The 20,778-nt window shown below is 58.5% G+C and carries 15 protein-coding genes; 8 read left to right on the top strand and 7 right to left on the bottom strand.

Annotated elements, in window-relative coordinates; all coding sequences use genetic code 11:
* Positions 1 to 765: DUF2804 domain-containing protein (locus tag B3Y70_RS10135; RefSeq protein WP_288589736.1), on the bottom strand; the 765-nt coding region annotated here is incomplete at its 3' end.
* A 137-nt stretch (positions 766 to 902) separates the two neighbouring features.
* Here B3Y70_RS10135 and B3Y70_RS10140 point away from each other — a divergent pair.
* The 3 genes from B3Y70_RS10140 (at position 903) to B3Y70_RS10150 (ending at position 3,613) form a co-directional block, all read left to right on the top strand.
* Positions 903 to 1,628: an START domain-containing protein gene (locus B3Y70_RS10140; protein WP_011785802.1), complete on the top strand. Its 726-nt coding sequence runs from the start codon at positions 903 to 905 to the stop codon at positions 1,626 to 1,628.
* Between the two features lie 83 nt (positions 1,629 to 1,711).
* Positions 1,712 to 2,203, top strand: a complete 492-nt coding sequence (locus B3Y70_RS10145; protein WP_011785803.1) for an HPP family protein — start codon at positions 1,712 to 1,714, stop codon at positions 2,201 to 2,203.
* A gap of 24 nt (positions 2,204 to 2,227) precedes the next feature.
* Complete coding sequence (locus B3Y70_RS10150; protein WP_011785804.1) at positions 2,228 to 3,613, top strand: PhoH family protein; 1,386 nt, start codon at positions 2,228 to 2,230, stop codon at positions 3,611 to 3,613.
* Positions 3,614 to 3,616: 3 nt separating this feature from the next.
* Here B3Y70_RS10150 and B3Y70_RS10155 read toward each other — a convergent pair whose 3' ends face one another.
* Complete coding sequence (locus B3Y70_RS10155) at positions 3,617 to 4,624, bottom strand: AraC family transcriptional regulator (RefSeq protein ID WP_273029716.1); 1,008 nt, start codon at positions 4,622 to 4,624, stop codon at positions 3,617 to 3,619.
* A 90-nt stretch (positions 4,625 to 4,714) separates the two neighbouring features.
* On the opposite strand from B3Y70_RS10155, the gene B3Y70_RS10160 reads away from it, so the two are divergent.
* Genes B3Y70_RS10160 through B3Y70_RS10170 form a run of 3 tightly spaced genes read left to right on the top strand, consistent with a single transcriptional unit; the run spans position 4,715 to position 9,175 of the window.
* Complete coding sequence (locus tag B3Y70_RS10160) at positions 4,715 to 6,328, top strand: FAD-binding dehydrogenase (RefSeq protein WP_278350379.1); 1,614 nt, start codon at positions 4,715 to 4,717, stop codon at positions 6,326 to 6,328.
* A 4-nt stretch (positions 6,329 to 6,332) separates the two neighbouring features.
* Positions 6,333 to 7,520, top strand: a complete 1,188-nt coding sequence (locus B3Y70_RS10165; RefSeq protein ID WP_278350378.1) for an L-lactate dehydrogenase — start codon at positions 6,333 to 6,335, stop codon at positions 7,518 to 7,520.
* Positions 7,517 to 9,175 carry an acetolactate synthase large subunit gene (locus B3Y70_RS10170; protein ID WP_199452144.1) on the top strand — a complete coding sequence of 553 codons (1,659 nt, stop codon included), beginning with the start codon at positions 7,517 to 7,519 and terminating at the stop codon, positions 9,173 to 9,175. Before B3Y70_RS10165 ends, B3Y70_RS10170 begins: the two co-directional genes overlap by 4 nt.
* Positions 9,176 to 9,246: 71 nt before the next feature.
* Here B3Y70_RS10170 and B3Y70_RS10175 read toward each other — a convergent pair whose 3' ends face one another.
* From B3Y70_RS10175 to B3Y70_RS10195, 5 genes are all read right to left on the bottom strand, one after another.
* Entirely contained in the window at positions 9,247 to 10,941 is a 1,695-nt protein-coding gene (locus B3Y70_RS10175; protein WP_199452143.1) for a methyl-accepting chemotaxis protein, read from the bottom strand.
* A gap of 148 nt (positions 10,942 to 11,089) precedes the next feature.
* On the bottom strand, positions 11,090 to 12,442 hold the full coding sequence (locus B3Y70_RS10180) for a sigma-54-dependent transcriptional regulator (protein ID WP_011785810.1): 1,353 nt from the start codon (positions 12,440 to 12,442) through the stop codon (positions 11,090 to 11,092).
* Positions 12,439 to 14,253, bottom strand: a complete 1,815-nt coding sequence (locus B3Y70_RS10185) for a sensor histidine kinase (protein ID WP_023008866.1) — start codon at positions 14,251 to 14,253, stop codon at positions 12,439 to 12,441. Before B3Y70_RS10185 ends, B3Y70_RS10180 begins: the two co-directional genes overlap by 4 nt.
* Before the next feature lie 107 nt (positions 14,254 to 14,360).
* Positions 14,361 to 16,556, bottom strand: coding sequence for a TRAP transporter permease (locus B3Y70_RS10190; protein WP_273029723.1), 2,196 nt, complete (start codon positions 16,554 to 16,556; stop codon positions 14,361 to 14,363).
* Between the two features lie 84 nt (positions 16,557 to 16,640).
* On the bottom strand, positions 16,641 to 17,618 hold the full coding sequence (locus B3Y70_RS10195) for a TAXI family TRAP transporter solute-binding subunit (RefSeq protein WP_022991005.1): 978 nt from the start codon (positions 17,616 to 17,618) through the stop codon (positions 16,641 to 16,643).
* A 222-nt stretch (positions 17,619 to 17,840) separates the two neighbouring features.
* On the opposite strand from B3Y70_RS10195, the gene B3Y70_RS10200 reads away from it, so the two are divergent.
* Both B3Y70_RS10200 and B3Y70_RS10205 read left to right on the top strand, forming a co-directional pair.
* Positions 17,841 to 18,881, top strand: a complete 1,041-nt coding sequence (locus tag B3Y70_RS10200) for a threonine aldolase family protein (protein ID WP_023011493.1) — start codon at positions 17,841 to 17,843, stop codon at positions 18,879 to 18,881.
* Between the two features lie 338 nt (positions 18,882 to 19,219).
* Positions 19,220 to 20,776, top strand: coding sequence for a type I restriction-modification system subunit M (locus B3Y70_RS10205; RefSeq protein WP_023011492.1), 1,557 nt, complete (start codon positions 19,220 to 19,222; stop codon positions 20,774 to 20,776).
* Positions 20,777 to 20,778 lie beyond the last annotated feature (2 nt).

Here is a 20,778-nt window from a genome sequence, read left to right on the forward strand (position 1 = left end):
GGCCGGCCCCAGCAGAATGCGACGTCCGTCGAGCCAGAGCGCGTTCTCGGTCATCCCGGTCTCGTTCACACCAGCGGCCAGGTTCAGCCCCACTGAAACACCATTGTCGGCAACCCCAGCCAGACTGGCCCAGTTCCAGGCAGTCTCCCGGCGCATGAAGCCGCAGCTCCAGTCGATGGACCCACGGGTAGACTCATCGCAACGCCAGACCACATCGCCCAGGCGCACTTCACCGTCCACCGTCAGCCCGGCCGATTTCCGGGTGAACACCCAGCCGTTGTATCCGGCCGGCGACACCAGCCGCAAGGGTTGTTCGGTGTCCCGCAACTCAAGATCCACCCGGATATTACCGGGTCCGCTCACTCTCACATTCCGACCGCCGGTGGCCGGTTCAATGGCCATGCTCAAGTCGCCTTTGCGGAACCGGGCGTGACCGCGTTCAGGATAGGGCTCTATGTTCGTGTTCCTGGCCAGAGGCTGCAAAAACGAATGCTCGAACATCTGTCCGCTCTCGAAATCGAACAGATAGAAAAAGCCATTACCCACCAGGTTCAGATCCACAATAGCCAGGCCAAACACCCAGCCCGGTGCCATCGCACTGACAAACTGGAACTGGTTGAAACGCCAGTGTCTGGCCAGGCGGGTCCGAGGCTTGTCCATCACCGTGCGCAGGTCGTAGTCGAGATAGTTGATGGTGTCGACAGGATGCTCCATCAGCCCTGGCGTTATTCGTCCGCGGGCATCTACCAGTTTCTGTGTTGTCATAATGTTCGTCAGATCAGGCCAATCGTGGTGTGCGTTGTGTAACTAAGCTACCTGGTTCACAAACCCCCGCATTCACAGGCGGGGGCCATTGCGCCCCGTGGTAGACTCGGCTCACTCTTACAACGGAAGTTTAGCCTATGACCACAACCAGAGCCCACGGCGTTAGCCGCCTGATTTCCGGCATTATGGGCCTGTTGATGACCTTGTCTGTGTCCGCCAGTGAAACCGGCCCGTTGCCATCGGAAGATGCCGAGGCCTGGTCACTGCGCAAGGAAGTGGACAATGTGCGGATATACACCATGGCGCGGGAAGGCTCGGGGTTCGAGGCTTTCAAGGCAGTAGCGGAACTGGACGTTCCTATCGAGAACCTGATGGCCGTCATGGTCAATCCGGAATCCTGTGAGGAATGGGTACACAACTGCACCGAATCCCATGCCTTTGGCCAGGGGGACTTCCACGATCGCTATGCCTATTCGGTCAACGATATGCCGTGGCCGGTAGCCGACCGTGATTATGTACTGCGCATCCGTACCCGCGGCGACGCGTCCACCGGCGAGATTATCATGGACCTCAACGCCACTCCCAACATGCGGGCCGAGTTCAACAGTCGCGTGCGGGTGGACCGCTCCGACACACTCTACCGGTTTACCCCGGAGGGCGACCGAACCCGAATGGTCTGGGTGCAGCACACCGAACCCAACGGCGCATTGCCCGGATGGCTGGTCAATAGCCTGATTGTCGATATACCGGTCAAATCCATCCTCGCACTGGAAGCCGTCGCCAAACAGGATCGCTATCAGGGTTACCAGTTGCAATGGGGCGAAGACGGCACATTGCAGGGCGTAAGCCCGGAAGCCCGTTAACCCGACCCACAATGCAGGGGTGACGGCAGGCCACGGAACGGCTAAGCTTCATCAAAAGCACAGCAAACGGAAGATGCCCGCACATGAGTGTTCTCGCCCATGAGATCATGACCCCGACCATCAAGGCTGTCCCCCACAACTGGACTATGGATCGCCTCGCCAGGTTCCTCACCGACAACGAAATCACCGGCAGCCCGGTTACCGACGACAACGGCGACGTCATCGGCATAGCCACCCTCAAGGACATTACCGAATTCCGTTGGAATGCCTCCCGTTCCGGCGATCAGCCCAGGCTGACCGAAGAGGAGCAGGAAGAGGCCCGGCGTCTGCGTATGGTCATCTTCGAAGAGATGGGCAAGGTTCCGGTTGAGGTCCGGGACATCATGACGCCCATTGTTTTGTCGGTTGACGAAGACACGCCAGTGCGAGACATTGCCAATATCATGATGCGAGAGCACCTGCACCGGATCTTTGTCACCCGGGATTCAAAAATCACCGGTATCATAACCACTTATGACATGCTGAAACTGATCTCCGACAGAGACCTGACGCAACGCTGCGCCGAGACCGACTGAGCCACCAGAGAGGTAGCGCCCCCTATGCCAAGAGCACCGCAAGCTCGCCGGAAAATGTATGTCCTCGACACCAACGTCCTGATTCACGACCCGAATGCCCTCCTGAACTTTGAAGAACATGATGTCATCATTCCGATGACCGTCCTCGAAGAACTCGACAGCCTGAAATCCGGCAAACAGACGGTTGCCGCCGACTGCCGCCAGGCCATTCGAAACATCGACAAACTGCTGGGTGATGCCAGCCCCAAGGACATCGAGAAAGGCGTGCCTATTCTGCGCGGCAAGAAAGCGGACCCACTGGGCACCCTCTCAATCATCATGAGCACCGAAGGTGCCGGCAATCACTCACTGCCGGAGCACCTGAACGACAACAAGATCATCAACACCCTCGCCGCCCTGCAGGCACGCCACAAGTCCCGGGATATCATCCTGGTCAGTAAAGACATCAACATGCGGTTAAAGGCCCGCGGCTTTGGTGTCGAAGCCCAGGACTACCACAACGACCAGCTACTTGACGACATTGACCTGCTGCCCAAGGGCTACAAGGAGTTCCCGAACTCGTTCTGGGACGGTATCGCCAAGGTGGAAACCATACAGCGGGAGGGAGTGACGGAACACCTGCTCAAACGCGAAGGGGAACTGGCGAAACTGAACATCAACGAGTTCGTGATTGACGAGCAGGGCTTCATCGGCAAGGTAGTTGATATCTCCGAGGACCAACTGGTGCTCAAGGATCTGCACCAGCATGATCTGATGAATGAAGAAGTCTGGGGCCTGGTGCCCAGGGATATCTATCAGGCCATGGCCCTGAACCTGTTACTGGACCCCGACATCCACCTGGTGAACCTGACCGGCTCGGCGGGTTCCGGTAAAACCATTCTGGCCCTGGCCGCCTGTATTGAAATGACCGTGGCCAGCAAACTCTACAAACGCATCATCGCGACCCGGTCCACCCAGGGCCTGGACGAGGATATCGGTTTCCTGCCCGGCACCGAAGCCGAGAAAATGGAACCCTGGCTGGGTGCGATCGTGGACAACCTGGAAGCTTTGCACGAAGACGATGAGAACATGACCGCCAGTGTCGACTACATCCTCAGCAAAGTGCCTCTGCACTTCAAATCCATGAACTACATCCGGGGCCGCAGCTTCCAGCACAGCCTCATCATCATCGATGAATCACAGAACCTGACCCCGCACCAGATCAAGACCATCATCACCCGGGCCGGTAACGGCTCCAAGGTGATCTGCCTGGGCAACCTGGCGCAGATAGACACCCCCTATCTGAGCCCCCTGAGTTCCGGCCTGACCTACATGACTGAGCGCTTCAAGGGCTTCCGCCACGGCGGTCACATCCATCTGCAAGGCGTGCCCCGTTCGGTACTGGCAGAGTTTGCCGAAGCCAATCTGTAGGTTTCAGTGCGCCCCCTGTTTGCGCCAGCGAGCCGGGGGCATGCCAGTCCAGCGATGGAATGCCCGGTAAAAGGTACTGGCCTCTGCAAATCCGAGCGATAAAGCGATCTCTGCCAGGGACAACCCCGATTCCCGCACCGCCGCCAGGGCGAGCTCCCGGCGCACCTCGTCCAACAAGCTGTTGAACGTATAGCCCTGTGCCTCCAGCCGACGGGCCAACGTACGTTCGCTGAGCCCCAACATCCTGGCCGCTTCTGCCCGTCGTGGAAGGTTTGGCCCCATCCGGGCGACCAGCCATTGTCGCAGATCCTCTGCCGACACAGCGCCCTTTTCCAGCGCCGCCAGCCGCCCTGCATTGTACTGTTCATGTACACGGGCAAGGGCCGGATCTGCCTGTGGTAAAGGCCTGTCCAGCACCTCATTACCCACCAGCAAACCACTGAACGCCTGCTCGAACTCCACCGGGCAACCAAACACCTCCCGGTACCCTGACAGTGGCCCCAGACGGGCCTGACTGAATTGCACTCGCACAGGCCCAACCGCAGAACCGGCAATCCAGTCGGTCAGGCTGACCACGGCCGACAGCACGGCTTCAATCTGATGCGGACTGAACGCCAGACGCCCCTGCCGGGGGTGGTAGACAATCCAGGTGCCCCTGCTACCCGGTATCATCTGGAAGCGACCGCCATCAGAGATCAGCCGCTGGTATTTCTGGACCAGGGTGATGGCTTCGCGCAGGGTGGCGGCGCTCTGCATGGCGAAACTGACCGCATCAATACTGGCTGGTCGCACGCCAGTACCAACTTTCAGACCAAACCCCGGATCCCGCGTGCACTGCTCAGCGGCATGCCAGAGACGGGTAATGAAGTCGATGGGCCATCGTTCGAGAGACAGGGCCCCGGCCGGCAGACCGGCAGTTTCCAGCAGCAGGTTCTCGGCAACGCCCAAACGCTGCGCGGCATCGATCACGGTATTGACCCAGCCCATGGATACGGTGGCTTCTAATGTCAATTATTATGGCCTCTAAAGTCAATTCAGAACCGATCATAGCGTTATATGGTCTGTAACAACAAAACCAAAAATACAATCCGGAAGCGCACCATGGTGAAACCTGTTAGCTCAGACCTTTTGATTGCCGGCGGCGGCCTGGCAGGTATTGTCACCGCCCTGGAAGCACTGCGGGCTGGCAAGTCCGTAACCATTGTTGATCGTGACAGCCCCGAACGCTTCGGAGGTCTGGCGCTGTGGGCCTTTGGCGGCATGATGCTGATTGACACGCCGCTGCAGCGGCGCATGAGAATCGCCGATTCGCCGGAACTGGCGCTGAACGACTGGCTGCGCTTCGGCGAACTGGACCCAAACGATGAGTGGCCTGTGCAGTGGGCCCGCTATTACGTTGAGCATTCCCGTACCGAGGTGCACGACTGGCTCGCTGACGAAGGCATCAAATTCATGCCGGCGGTGAACTGGGTGGAGCGAGGCCGGTTTGGCGATGGCAACAGCGTGCCCCGGTACCACATCACCTGGGGCACCTCCCGGGAACTGGTGCGCTGCATGGTCAATGCCCTGCACGAAGCCAACACCAGTGGCAGACTGGCCATTCATCACCGGCACCGAATTACCGCAGTCGACCATCAGGCCGGTGAGGTCTGCGGCGCCGTTGCCATCAACGAGGAAACCGGCGAAGAAATGCGGTTTGAGGCTCCGAACGTGGTGCTGGCTATGGGCGGTATCAACGGCAGCCACGCCGAGTGCCGTACCAACTGGCCCAGACATCGTCCGCAACCGGACACCATTCTCAACGGTGCCCACCCGTTTGCCGATGGCAAACTGCACCACTGGGCCAAAGACCACCTGGGCGCGCGCATCACCCACGCAGGCGAAATGTGGAACTATGCCGCCGGCTTTCCCCATCCCTATCCGCATTTCCCGGGCCACGGTCTGTCTACCATACCGTGTAAATCCGCACTCTGGTTGAACCACCGGGGCGAGCGTATAGGGCCGGAGCCCCTGGTGACCGGCTTTGATACTCACTGGCTGTGCCAACGGGTAGCCGAACAGGAAAAACCCTGGACCTGGCACCTGCTGAACCGGCGTATCGCACTGAAAGAATTTGCCATCTCCGGCGCTGAACACAATGCCAGAATCCGGGACAAACAATTCCCGCTGTTCCTGAAAGAACTGCTGCTGGGCAACAAACCGCTGGTGAATCAGATGCAGCACGAAAGCCGCCACTTCCTGGTGGATGACACCCTGGAAGGGCTGGCGAAGAAAATGAACGCCCTAACCTGCTCTCTGGACATTGACGCTGCCACTCTGAAAGCCACCGCCGATGCTTTCGATGCCAATTTCAGCAAGGGCGATCAACTGAACAACGATGCCCAAATCCGCATGATCCGCCACGCCCGCCAGTGGGGGCCGGACCGGCTGCGCACCTGCAAACCGGCGCCTCTGCAGAAACCAGGCGCCGGGCCGTATATCGCCATTCACATGCAACTGACTACCCGCAAGAGCCTGGGTGGCCTGCGCACCGACCTGCAAAGCCGGGTAATGGATGCCAGCGGGCAACCCATCCGCGGCCTGTACTGTGTCGGCGAAGCGGCCGGCTTTGGCGGCGGTGGCAGCAATGGCAAACGGTCACTCGAAGGCACCTTCCTGCCCGGTTGCATTCTGACGGCGCGGGCTGCCGCCCGCTCCATCATCAAGGGAAACTGAGACCATGCCCCTGAGTTATCCGGCCACCGCCGCCGATTACCAGCAACTCGCTCGCCGTAAACTGCCCCGGTTTCTGGCAGATTACCTGGACGGCGGCGCCACCGAAGAACACACCCTGCGGGCCAATGTCCGCGGCTGGCAGGATATCGCCCTGCGCCAACGTGTGCTGATTGATGTCGATAACGTGGACACCCGCACCGAGTTGGCCGGGCAATCCTGCAGCATGCCTGTCGCCCTGGCGCCTCTGGGGCTGGCCGGAATGATGGCACAACGGGGAGAAGCCCAGGCAGTAAAAGCCGCCAATGCGGCCGAGTTGCCTTTCACCCTCTCCACCGTTGGCATATGCCCGTTGGCAGAAGTGAAAGCAGCCGCCACGGCGCCGTTCTGGTTCCAGTTGTACATGATTCGCGACCGGGGCTACGTAGAAAACCTGCTGAAAAAAGCCTGGGATTCCGGCTGCCAGACGCTGATCTTTACCATCGACCTGCCCCTGCCCGGCCCCCGGCATCGGGACACCCGTAACGGCCTGAACAGCGCCGGCGCCCGTTCTGTTGCGCTCAAAGCGCAGCAACTGCTATCCAGGCCCGGGTGGCTATGGCAGGTAGCGATAAAAGGTAAACCCCTGACCTTTGGCAACCTGAGCGACGCAGTGCCAGAGGCCAGTAACCTGGACTCCTTCAAGCAGTGGGTCGATACCCAGTTCGATGCCTCCGTCACCTGGCAGGCCATCGAATGGCTGCGGGAACGCTGGCCAGGGAAACTGATCCTGAAAGGCATACTGGAAGTGGATGATGCCAAAGCAGCCGTCAACGTCGGTGCCGATGGCATCGTGGTCTCCAATCACGGCGGTCGTCAGTTAGATGGTGTGGCCGCCACCGCCCGCAAACTCCCGGACATCGTGGCCGCCGTCGGCAACGACACCGAGATCCTGGTGGATGGCGGCATCCGCAACGGCGTAGACGTTTTCCGCGCCCTTGCCCTGGGAGCCAACGGCGTGATGATTGGTCGCCCCTGGGCGTGGGCCCTGGCGGCAGAAGGTCAGGCTGGATTAACCCGACTCCTGAACACCTGGCAGCAGGAACTGAAACTGGCCATGACCCTGACCGGTGTCACCAGAATTGCCGATATCAACGAGACCCATCTCGACCGGACCAATACAAACGAATTGACCCAAGCTGGAGAACAACAATGACCAACGGCGCTCAGGCACTCATGAAAACCCTGGTGGATTCGGGTGTTGAAGTCTGTTTTACCAACCCAGGCACCAGCGAAATGCATTTCGTCGCCGCCCTGGACAGCGAACCCGGAATGCGGGCGGTACTGGCCCTGTTTGAAGGCGTCGCCACCGGTGCCGCCGACGGCTACGCCCGGATGGCGGACAAACCCGCTGCTACCCTGCTGCACCTGGGCTGTGGCCTGGGTAATGGCCTGGCCAATCTGCACAATGCACGCAAGGGTAAGGTACCGGTGGTCAACATTGTTGGCGACCATGCCACCTACCATGTGAAATACGACGCCCAGTTGCAGTCTGACATCGAAACGGTCGCTCGCAACATCTCCCCCAGTTTTGTGCGCACGTCACAAAGCACAGAAGCCCTTTGCCAGGATGCCGCCGAAGCCATCACCGCCGCCCGGGGCCTGCCAGGGCAGGTAGCCACTCTGATTCTGCCAGCGGATGTGTCCTGGGGCGAAGGCGGCAAGCCTTGTGCCGCACCCACTCAACCGCAAGCGCCTGCAGCTGAAGATAGCGCTGTTAAAGCGGCCGCAGAAGCCATTAAGAGCGGTAGGAAAACCGCCCTGCTGCTGGGTGGCCGCGCCTTGCGTGAGCCCGCTCTGCTGGAGGCGGCACGCATTGCCGCTCACAACGGTGTCACCCTGTTTGCCGAAACCTTCCCAACCCGCATTGAACGGGGCGCCGGCCTGCCGCCGGTGGAGCGGATCGCTTACCTGGCGGAACTGGCTACCCTGCAGCTCTCCGAGTTTGACCACCTGATTCTGGTGGATGCCAAGGCCCCGGTATCCTTCTTCGCCTATCCGGGCAAACAAAGCTACCTGGTGCCAGACAACTGCACGGCTCACACTCTGAGCACACCGGAGCAGGATGCCACCACCAGCCTGAAAAAGCTGGCCGATACTCTCGGTGCCAGCAATGCCCAACCCAAGCTGCAGGCGCCCGGCCGCCCCGGCCTGCCCAAAGGTAAACTCACCGCCGAAAAAGTTTGCCGGGCGGTGGGCGAACTGATGCCCGAGAACAGCATTATCGTGGATGAAGCCATCACCTCCGGCCTGATGCTGAACGCCATGACCGCAGGCTCACCACGGCACGACCTGATCACCCTCACCGGCGGGGCCATCGGGCAAGGCATGCCCAACGCCGTCGGCGCAGCCATCGCCTGTCCGGATCGCCAGGTTTACGCACTGATCGGTGACGGCACCGCCATGTATACCAACCAGGCCCTGTGGACCATGGCGAGGGAAAACCTGAACGTGATCACCATCATCTTCAACAACGCCTCCTACTCGATCCTGAACGTAGAACTGGAACGGGTTGGCGCAGAAGAAGCCGGTGCCAAGGCGAAATCACAGCTCGACATCAGTGGCCCGGTCACCAACTACGCGTTGCTGGCCCAGAGCATGGGCGTGCACGGCACCCGGGTAACCACGGCGGAAGAGCTGATCAAAGCCATGGAATACGCCAAACACAACCCCGGCCCGCACCTGATTGAAGCGGTGGTACCGGAATCCCTGAATGGCGTAAAAAGAAAGGTGCTGCCCTGGCTGCTGAAGTCGCTGCCGAGCCTGCCAAGGCCGCTGACCAAAGCCCTGAAAAAGAAGATCGCGCCCTGATCCAGGCAAAAAAAAGGCGCAGGTCACTTGCGTGACTGCGCCTTTTCCTTCGACTGGATAGGTAACTCTGCTCAGACCCGGTAGCGGCTGACCTGGTCGGTCAACTCACCGGCCAGTGCCTTGAGGCGCTGGGTCGCTTCGCCGGCGCGACGGGTTCCCTGGGCAGTCTGTTCCGAGATTGCCACGATTTCGTGGACATTCTGGTTGATGGTTTCCGACACGCTGGTCTGCTCTTCCGCAGCACTGGCAATCTGGGTGTTCATATCGGTAATCGTGTTCACGGCCTGGGAAATACGCTGCAGCGCTTCGTTCACCTGGCGGGTTTCCTCCACGGTTTCCTCGCTGCGCTGGCTGATGGCGCCGATCAGCATTACCGCCTGCTGGGCACCTTTCTGCAGCCGCTCGATGGTCGCCTGGATCTCCTGAGTGCTCTTCTGGGTCCTGCTTGCCAGCGTACGTACCTCGTCGGCAACCACGGCAAAGCCACGGCCGGCTTCTCCGGCGCGAGCCGCCTCGATGGCAGCATTCAGGGCTAACAGGTTGGTCTGGTCGGCAATCTCCCGAATAACCTCCAGCACGCTGTCGATCTGGCGGGAGTCGGTGCCCAGTTTTTCTATGACCTGAACACCCTCTTCCACCTGTTTGGAGAGCCCGCCAATCACCTCGATGGCCTGGTAGACCAGCCCCTGGGCATCGGTTACCTGAGCGGTAGCGTGGCCAGCCGAATCCGACGCTTCACTGGCATTACCGGCCACTTCCTGGGCTGCGGCGGTCATCTCGTTCATGGCGGTGGCTACCTGATCACTTTCCGATTTCTGGCGCTCAACGCCCTGCTCGGCTTCCACCATGACCTCGTTCAACTCGCCGGTGGTAACATTCAATGTCTCGGCCGACTGGCGGACCTGGCGGACCAGCCCATGGACCTGATCCGCAAAGCTGTTGAACGCCGTGGCCAGCTGCGACAGCTCGTCCCGACCCGAGACCTCCAGCCGACGGGTAAGATCCCCGTCGCCACTGGCAATGCCATTCATCGCCGTCACCGCCGACTTCAACGGACTGATAATGCCGCGAACCACGACAAGGGCAAGGAAGACAATAATGGCCAGAGCGATCAGGGAGGTGGTCACCGAACCAATGATTGCCTCACCCAGGGAATTTCCCACCCGCTGCTCCATGGAAGCAACCTGAGATTCCAGGCCGTCAATCCAGAATCCGGTGCCAATCATCACGCCCCATTTCGGCAGCATTTCGGCATAGCCTAACTTGGGGGCTACGTTACCGGTTTCCGGGTGTTTCCAGCCATAGGGTACATAGCCGCCACCATTGCGCGCAGCCTCGATCAGTTCGCGAATCAGGTAGGTGCCGTTCGGGTCCTGAAAGCCCCAGAGGTTACGGCCTTCCAGGGCGGAATTGACACCATGCATCACCGAAACACCTTCCGTGGTATAGGCGAACAGATAGCCCTCACTGCCGGAGTCGTCAAAACGCAGTTGCCGCAAGATGTCCCAGGCCTGCTGCTGGACCTCAGGATCATTGGCCGAGCCCGGCTGCTCATACAGATGCTGGATGGACGTTTTCGCCAGTTCCAGATAGTTGCGCAGTTCCTGGCGCTTGCTGGCCTCCATGTCTTCCGAGAAGCTTGCAACCGCCTGCTCTCCGATCGAGCGGGCCTGATTCAGGTTGTAAGTGGTCAGCAATGCAGTCAGAACAATAACCGGCACCAGTGCCAGCAACAGCACCCTCGCCTGGATGGTCAGATTCTTCATGTGGTGTGTTTTCCGTGGTTGGAATGACTGTCGGAGAAGTCCGCTAAAAAAAGATTAGCAATCCTACAGAAAAACACACGACAGATTTATCGAGGAAACCTCGTGGTTTGTAAAACCAGTGCAACCGGGGCGTTATCTTTTGTAATGGTCAGTCTTTGAACTCGGCTTTGTCCAACCCGTGTTTCTTCATTTTGTCATACAGCGTCTTGCGGGCAATCCCGAGCTGCACCATGGTGTCCTTGATGCTACCGTGGCAGGCGTTCAGCGCACTGACAATCGCCGAGCGTTCAAAGCCATCCATCATTTCCGACAGCGTCTGCCGGCTGGCAATGTTCGGTCCGCTGGCAGAATCGCCTTCGGCCAGGGCTGCCGGGCCCAGCAAGACATATCGCTCGGCCAGGTTACGCAGTTCCCGAACGTTGCCGGGCCAGGAATGCTGCATCAGCCGGGCAGCCTGACGTGCGTCCAAAGGCACACTCTCCCGGTCATAGCGAGCGGCAGCAATCAGCACAAAGTGATGGAACAGTTTGGGGATGTCTTCCTTTCGCTCCCGCAACGGCGGAATATCCACTTTCACCACATTCAGTCGGTAATAAAGGTCGGACCGGAATTCTCCCTTGTCACTCAGTTCTTTCAGATCGGATTTGGTGGCGGCGATAATACGTACGTCCACGTCCACGACCTGGTTGCTGCCAAGCCGCTCAACCCGTTGCTCCTCAAGAACCCGGAGCAGTTTTATCTGCAACGGCATGGGCATACTTTCCAGCTCATCCAGGAACAGGGTTCCCCGATGAGCGTGTTCTATCTTGCCAACACGTCGTTTGTCAGCACCTGTGAAGGCACCGGCCTCGTGCCCGAACAGCTCGCTTTCGATCAGATTCTCGGGTACAGCGCCGCAATTGATCGCAACAAAATTGTGGCTGCTGCGTGGACTGTTTTCATGGATATATCTGGCCAGCGCGTCCTTACCGGACCCCGTCTCACCATGAAGGAGCACGTTTGCGGAGATATCCAATACCGGATCAATGGTCGCCATCACCCGTTGCATAGCCGGCGAATCGCCCAGCATCCGGGGGCCGGGGCGGGCAAGGTGTCGGAGCTGAGCTTTCAGCCGCCGGTTCTCAAGCGCCAGATGCCGTTTCTCAAGGGCATGCCGCAGAAGTTCAATCAACTCCTCGTGATCAAACGGTTTCTCGATGAAATCGTAGGCACCCTGCTGCATGGCCGATACCGCCGTGCTGATATCGCCCTGACCAGTCAGCAGAATGACCGGAATATCTTCATCAATCTGCCGGATGCGCTGCAACACATCCAGGCCGTCCATGCCCGGCATGTTGTAATCACACAGGACGATGCCCTCGAAATCCGGATGAACCTCCTGCAAGGCTGACGCACCATCCGCAAAACAGGCCACCGGGATATCCTCCAGCTCCAGGGTCTGTTCCATCAGTGGCCGGATATCCGGGTCGTCATCGACAAAAATGACTGAAGCGGTTGTCATTCCTCTGCCCTACGCTGTTTCAATTTGAGAACGAACTCGGCACCCGGACCATCGTCACGATTGTGGCCGACCAGGTTTCCGCCCAGAGCTTCAACGATCTGACGGGAAATGGAAAGCCCCAGGCCCAACCCCTGTTTGACAGAGCGGGTGGTAAAAAACGGTTCGAACACCTTCTCTGTGTTACCGGGAAGGCCATGCCCATTGTCTCGAACCCGGCAACGCCAGCTCCCCTCTTCCTCATCAATCATGATCTCGATCAACGGCTCGTCACGGCCTTCAACCGCCTGAACCGCGTTCGCCACCAGATTGACCATCACCTGTTCGATCCGGATCAGATCGCCGTGGCACATGACCGGCTGCTCCGGACGATGCCAATCGATGACAATGCCGCTACTGCTGTGCTGGGCACGAATAATCTTGAGGGCTCCATCCACCGCCAATCTGAGATCAACCACCGACGGGGGGCCCTCGGACTTTCTCGCGAACACCTTAAACTGTCGGATGAGCTCCGCCATCTTGTCGCACAGGGCGACAATTTCCCCCAGGTTGGCATCCACCATATCGGTGGCCCCCCGCTCCAGAAACTTCCGACTGTTGCGGGCATAACCCTGGATAGCGGTCAGGGGCTGATTGATCTCGTGGTTCAGACCCGCCGACATTTGCCCGAGCACCGCGAGCTTGGCAGCCTGGATGAGCTCTTGCTGGGTTTCACGCAACTCCGTCTGGGCTCTCTCCCGCTCCTGTATCTCTTCCAGCAGTTGGTCATTGGAACGTTTAAGATCGGCTGTCCGCTGAGCAACGCGACGCTCCAACTGCTCTCCCCTCAAGGCCAGTTCACGTTCCCGCCGGTATCGTTCGCGGAGATACAACCAGGTAAGGAACCCGGCCAGGAACAAGGCCAGCCCGCTGACCAGGAAACCGGCGCGGGTCCAGAGTACTGATCGCGTCTCGGTCAGTACCATCAGGCTCCAGTCCAGCCTGGGCAGGTCCACCTCGACGGTCAGGTACGTGCCGACACTGTTGCTGTCCCGTAACTGAATCCGTGTGGAATAATCCGCCAGCCCCCAAGGCTTGCCAGTGACCGAGAAGTCAACAGGCGCTAAATCCCGCTCGGGGTAACGCTGCCGCACGCGGGCGGTTTTTTCGGCCTTGTCACCTGGCCGAAAGTCCCGATACAACCACTGGCTGCGACTGGACAGAAAACTGATGCCGTCGCCGTCCAGCACCACCATTTGCGCCTGCTGGGTCGATTCTGGCCGGTGCCACTGCGACTCCAGCTCATGGACCAATATCTTGATGGCTACGACCCCGAGCATTTTGCCCCGCTGATCGCGCACCGGATGAGTGAAGTACAGACCACGCTCCAGGGACCGTAAACCCAAGGCGAAATAGGCCACTGAATCTCCGGTTTGCACGGCTTCAGAAAAGTAGGGGCGAAACGCGTAATTATTGCCAACGAAGGTGTCCGGCTGGCCGAAATTGTTGGCCGCAATCGTCAAACCAGACAAATCCATCAGGTAGATATCTGAGCCGCCGACAATGGTGGCCATTCTTTGCATCTGCTCGTTGGCGCGAAGCAGGGTCACGGCATCATTCGGTTGCTTGAGCGCGTCGGCTAACAGGGGGTGTTCGGCGATAAGAGCCGGTACCGGCAGATACCGGTTCAGCTCATTCGCAACCAGTTGTCGGTACCGGAAAGCCTCTTGCAGGGCCTCCTGCTCCAGCTGGCGATAACCGTACCAACCGCCCAGAAGCCAGGACAGCAGCATGATGACAACCAGAATCACAACGACGCTGAAGCGCTGGAGCATGGAATTCAGTTCCGAAACATCAAAGAGGGGCTTCGGCCAAGCCTAGCGCCCCCGGACCGGCAGGACAACCCGCTCAGCGGCAGGTTGTCCTCCGGGTACTGGCCAGATCAGGCTGCGGCGAGAGCCGGCGCACGCTTGCGCTGGATGAGCATGGCGATTACCGCCAGCGCGATACCGGCCAGATCCGTCCACAAACCACCCTCGATGGTCAGCAGGGCTGCGGCCACCAGTAACAACCGTACCAGAACCGGGGCGGACGACCGTGCGAACCAGCCCAGCACACCGGCAGACAGCAGGTACACGCCAAAGGTAGCGGTAATCAGCGCCCGTCCGATTTCGAACCACCCTCCTTCCATCAACAGCGCACTGTTGTAGAAGAACATGAAGGGCACGATGAACGCCGCAATGCCGATACGGAACGACGCCACCGATGTCGACATGGCGTTGGCACCGGAAATACCCGCCGCCGCATAGGACGCCAGTGCCACAGGCGGCGTGATGGCCGAGACCACGGCAAAGTAGAATACAAAGAAGTGCGCCGTCAGCGGCTCAATCCCCAACTGCACCAGGCCCGGAGCCACGACCGAAGCTGCAACGGCATAAGCTGCGGTGGTCGGCATGCCCATGCCCAGCAGAATGGAAATAAACATGGCAAACACCAGAGCCAGCAGATGACTGTGGGCCGCCACATCCAGCAACAGCACTGAGAACCGAGCGCCAACGCCGGTGAGTGAGATCACACCCACAATGACACCGGCGGCCGCACAGACCACGATGATCTGAATCGACATATAGGCCGCTATCTCAAACGCATGCAGAATCTGCCGCAGGCCCATCTTGTTGGGGGAAATCCAGCTGACCACCGCCGCGGAAATCGTGGCCAGAGTACCGGCACGAATCACCGAGTAGCCCTGGAACAACGCCACGATCAGAATGATGATGGGCACAAACAGGTATACCTGGCGCAGCATCAGGCGCAAATTGGGCAGCTCGTCTTCGCGCATGCCGCGCATCCCCAGCTTCTTGGCCTCGAAATCGACCATGAAGTAGACCGAGGCAAAGTACAGAATCGCCGGAATAATCGCCGCAATGGCAATTTCGGTATAGGGAATACCGGTAATCTCCGCCATGATGAAGGCGCCCGCACCCATGATCGGCGGCATGATCTGCCCGCCCGTAGACGCTGCTGCTTCAACCGCGCCGGCGGATTCCTTGCTGTAGCCAACCCGCTTCATCAAGGGGATGGTCAGGGAACCGGTGGATACCACGTTCCCGGCACTGGTGCCGTTAATCATACCCATCAGGCCAGAGGCGAAAATGGAGACTTTGGCGGGACCACCCCGGGACCGGCCAGCCGCCGCAAAAGCGAAATTCACAAAGTAGTCACCTACCTTCGACGCCTGCAAAAACGCGGCAAAGATAATGAACAGGATAATGTAGGTCGAAGACACCGCCGTGGTCGGCCCGAGAATACCCGCATCGGTATAGACCTGGCTGAAGAAGCGCTGCACCGACAGCCCGGGATACCCCAGAAAGCCCGGAAGGTAGGGGCCGGCGAAGACGTAGGCCAGAAACACCAGCGCAATCACCACCAGAGCCATGCCGGCTACCCGGCGGGTAAGCTCCATAATCAGCGCGGTACCGGCCACAGCGGCGAAAGAAATGCCCACGGGAGCGAACGCGGTGCCGGTGGTCATCCGCATGGAGGTGTTGAACACCACCAGCAGGTAGGCGGCAACCGCCACAGAGCAGACGATCAGAACCAGATCCGGCACGCTGAACCGGGCACGGTCGCGCTGGTGGAACCAGCTCATGACAATACCCACACCGGAAGCCGCCAGCAGCGGCCAGCCAAAATGCCAGGTTTCCAGTTCCGCGGGAATACGCAGGGTGCCACCCAGAATCATCTGGTGAAAGGCGTAAGTCTGGTACAGCGCATAGAGCGCTGGAATCAGTGCCACCGCCGCAAACCAGGTGGTCCAGCGATGCCGTGCGGCACCTTCTTCACCGGACACAAAACGTGCACCGGCAAACAGGATAAAGCCCAACACCAGGGCACCGGCCACGTGGACAATACGGAACGACCAGGTTTCCATGGGCGACACGTTCAGGGTGTAGAGGTGAAACGCCGAATAGGCAATGGCCAGCAACACCACGAACTTCAGCAAAAGACCGGTGTACAGGCGACGGTTCGCCTCCACCGGTTCTTCATCCACATTGTGGGCCAATACATGGTCTTCATTGACCGTCAGGTTTTCTGCCAGCTGCGTTTCGCCGCCGGCATGGGGTTGTTCTTTGGTCATGATAAGTCCTGCCTGTCTGAGAGGCGGTGAATCGGTATCGACCGGATGCCGAAGGGTCGTCCGGCGACCCTTCGGCCAGGTTCATTACTGCTTGATGGCCGCGTCTTCGATGGGATAGCCGTTCTCGTTGAACCAGCGTGCCGCACCCGGATGCCAGGGCAGTACCTTGTTCTTGGTGTAGTTCTCGGGAACGGAGTGGCGCGCCGCCTTATGGATCGACACCATCTTGTCGTTGTTCTCCATGGTCAGCTTGGTGATTTCATACACAAAGCTTTCCGGCATATCGCAGTTCACCATGGCGAAGTTCCACATGGAGACCACTCGGGATGGAGCGTCCAGGGACTGGTAGGTGCTGGCCGGAATGACGAACTCCGACACCGGGAAGTTATCGACGATCTTCTTGGCTTCATCATCGTTCATGCCGATCACGTTAACGTCGGTCTGGACTTCCAGCTGGCTGACCGCCGGAATGGGAATACCGGCCGCAAAGGCCACCACATCAATCAGACCATCCTGAAGCTGGCCACCGAGGTCTGACCAGCTGCCGTTACGACGCTCGAACTTGACGCCCAGCGTTTCCATCATGCGCGGGAAGTAGGTATCCGAGGTGGAGCCGGCCGGCCCGAAACCAATGGTGGCACCGTCCGGAATCTCGGAGATGCTGGTAATACCGGAGCTGGAAAGCGTGGCAATGGAGAACGGGGTTTCATACATCGGGAACATGGCACACACGTTGTCCATCTTCATGCCCGGGGCCAGCGGGCTCTCGCCTTCCATGGACTCACGGGCCGGGCCCATGGTGGTCAGGCCAAACTTCAGGTCTCCGGTGTGAACCAGCGCCATGTTCTGAACCGGGCCGCCGGTGATTTCAGCACCACCAGACACCCCCAGATTCTCCGCCACAAAGTTCGCCCAGCCGGAGCCATAGGCAAAGTAGGTGCCGCCCTGGCTTGCCGTGCCAACGGTAAAGCTCTCGGGCCAGCCGGCACGATCCTGGGCAATCACAGGGCCAGCAACAACGGAGGAGGCGATCGCAGCCGCCAGAATGGTTTGAAGTTTCATAAGAAATGCTCCCGATTCATCTTGTTGGTTGGGTGCTGATGAGGCCTGCCCGGCCTCGCTGGGGGAGCTATCAGCAAGGGCCAGGCCAGTTAGTAAAAATACTTACAAAACAATAAATTGATTTCTTATTAGACAAATAGACGAAGAACATTGGGTGGCTAACCACCCACAGCAAAGCTAATAATGGGTGGATATTCACCCATGATATTTTCGGGAGAACCAATGTCAGACTCGGAGCAATTCGCCAGCGATAATTACAGCGGTATCTGCCCCCAGGCCTGGAACGCCATGGAACAGGCCAACCAGAAGGACGAACCTGCCTACGGCGAAGACACCTGGACAGCCAAAGCGGCAGACCAACTACGCGAAGTATTTGATACCGACTGCGACGTTTACTTCGTGTTCAATGGCACAGCCGCAAACTCCCTCGCTCTGGCGTCCATCGGGCAATCCTTCCACAGCGTGATCTGCCACGAACTGGCCCACATTGAGACCGATGAATGCGGCGGCCCCGAATACGCCTCCAACGGGGCAAAACTGTTGCTGGGTACAGGTGCCAACGGCAAGCTGACCCCGGAAAGCGTGGAACACCTTGTCACCAAACGCAGCGATATTCACTATCCCAAACCCAAGGCACTGAGCATCACCCAGGCGACAGAAGTGGGTACCCTTTACTCCCCAGAGGAACTCCGTGCGTTGCGCGCAGTGGCCGACCGCCATAGCCTGAACATTCATATGGATGGCGCACGCTTTGCCAACGCGGTAGCGGCGCTGGACGTGCACCCTTCTGAAATCACCTGGAAAGCGGGTGTCGACGTGCTCTGTTTCTCCGGCACCAAGAATGGCCTGGCCCTGGGTGAAACGGTCATTTTCTTCAACCGTAAACTTGCCGAAGACTTTGAATGGCGCTGTAAACAGGCGGGGCAACTCGCCTCGAAGATGCGCTATATCTCAGCCCCCTGGTGCGGTCTGCTCACTGACGATACCTGGCTGAAAAATGCCAGACACGCCAATGCCTGTGCCGAACGGCTGGAGCACGGATTGCGCGGTATTGACGGCGTATCCCTGCGTTACCCCAGGCAGGCCAATGGTGTGTTTGTGGATTTACCGGAAACTACCCAGGCTGCGCTAAGAGCGAAAGGGTGGAAGTTCTACAACTTTATTGGCGGCTGTTCCCGGCTGATGTGCTCCTGGTCGACCTCGGAGGAGCAGGTAGATCGGTTTTTGCGGGATGTTCGGGAGTTTGCGGGGGTACCTGGGTAGAAGCGACAAGGCGCATACTATGTGAGCTGTTTGGCAAAGGTCAGCCTGTTCTAGGCTAAACGTAGTCCGTACCCAGCCCTCCCCACAATACAGCTTTCTTGCCGTTCAAGGCCTTGCTCCCTCTGCAGCGAAGCTAGGTGTATCAGCGCCATCCTTCACCAAGGATGTATCAAAGCACTCGGAAACTGATCACAAAGTCGGCACCCCCTCATGCTCCACAATACTCAAGCCTTTCCTGGGCAACGAACGATGAGTTTCATGCACCTTATCTCGTATACTACCCACCTCAAATTTGAGCCGACGGCGACTTACTAACCGGATTTAAACAGGAAAACTGAATGACAAGCACCCAACAACGCGCAGCCCTGCAACGCCAGATATGGGCGATCGCTAACGACGTACGTGGTTCTGTCGACGGCTGGGACTTCAAGCAGTATGTGCTGGGCACCCTGTTTTACCGCTTTATCAGCGAGAATTTTGCCAGTTATATCGAGGCCGATGACGACAGCATCAACTACGCAGAGCTGCCCGACAGCGTCATCACCCCAGACATCAAAGACGATGCCATCAAAACCAAGGGGTACTTCATTTACCCCAGCCAGCTGTTCGTCAATATTGCCAAGGGTGCCAACAACAACGAAAGCCTGAATACCGACCTCGCGGCTATCTTTGCTGCCATCGAAGCCTCCGCTAACGGCTACCCATCGGAGGGCGACATCAAGGGTCTTTTTGCCGATTTTGACACCACCAGCAACCGACTCGGCAACACTGTTAAGGAAAAGAACTACCGCTTGGCGGCTGTGCTCAAAGGTGTAGCCGGCCTGGATTTTGGGAATTTTGACAGTGCCCATATCGATTTGTTTGGCGATGCCTACGAATTCCTGATTTCCAACTACGCAGCCAATGCAGGCAAGTCTGGTGGCGAGTTCTTTACCCCGCAGCATGTATCAAAACTGATTGCCCAGCTCGCCATGCACAAGCAAACCAGCGTGAACAAGATTTACGACCCCGCGTGCGGGTCCGGCTCGCTGCTGCTGCAAGCAAAGAAGCATTTCGATGCGCATATTATTGAAGAGGGCTTCTTCGGCCAGGAGATTAACCACACCACCTATAACCTGGCCCGCATGAACATGTTTTTGCATAACATCAACTATGACAAGTTCAACGTGCAGCTGGGTAACACCCTGACCGATCCACATTTTGGCGATGAAAAACCCTTTGACGCCATCGTCTCCAATCCGCCCTATTCGGTGAAATGGATCGGCAGCGACGACCCTACCCTAATTAACGATGACCGCTTTGCCCCGGCCGGGGTGCTGGCCCCTAAATCCAAAGCCGACTTTGCCTTTGTTCTGCACGCGCTCAGCTATCTATCGGCCAAAGGCCGCGCAGCCATCGTCTGCTTCCCTGGCATTTTCTACCGGGGCGGTGCCGAAAAGAAAATCCGCCAGTATCTGGTAGACAACAACTACGTAGAATCGGTGATCTCACTCGCCCCCAACCTGTTTTATGGCACCACCATCGCGGTCACCATCCTGGTGTTGTCCAAACACAAAACTGACACAACCACCCAGTTCATTGATGCCAGCGGCGAGGCGTATTTCAAAAAAGAAACCAATACCAACCTCCTGACCGATCAGCATGTTGAAGACATCATGCGCGCGTTCGACCGCAAGGAAAACATTGAGCATTTTGCGCGCTCCGTGCCGTTTGAAGAGATCGCCGCCAATGACTACAACTTGTCAGTCACCAGCTACGTAGAAGCCAAAGACACCCGCGAGCAGATCGACATTACCCAGCTCAATGCTCAGCTAAAAACCACAGTGGCCAGAATCGACCAACTGCGCACCGAGATTGATGCCATTGTGGCGGAGATTGAAGGTGAGGAGCTGTAGGC

Source organism: Marinobacter sp. UBA5687, assembly GCF_002420325.1.
GTDB classification, from domain to species: domain Bacteria; phylum Pseudomonadota; class Gammaproteobacteria; order Pseudomonadales; family Oleiphilaceae; genus Marinobacter; species Marinobacter nauticus.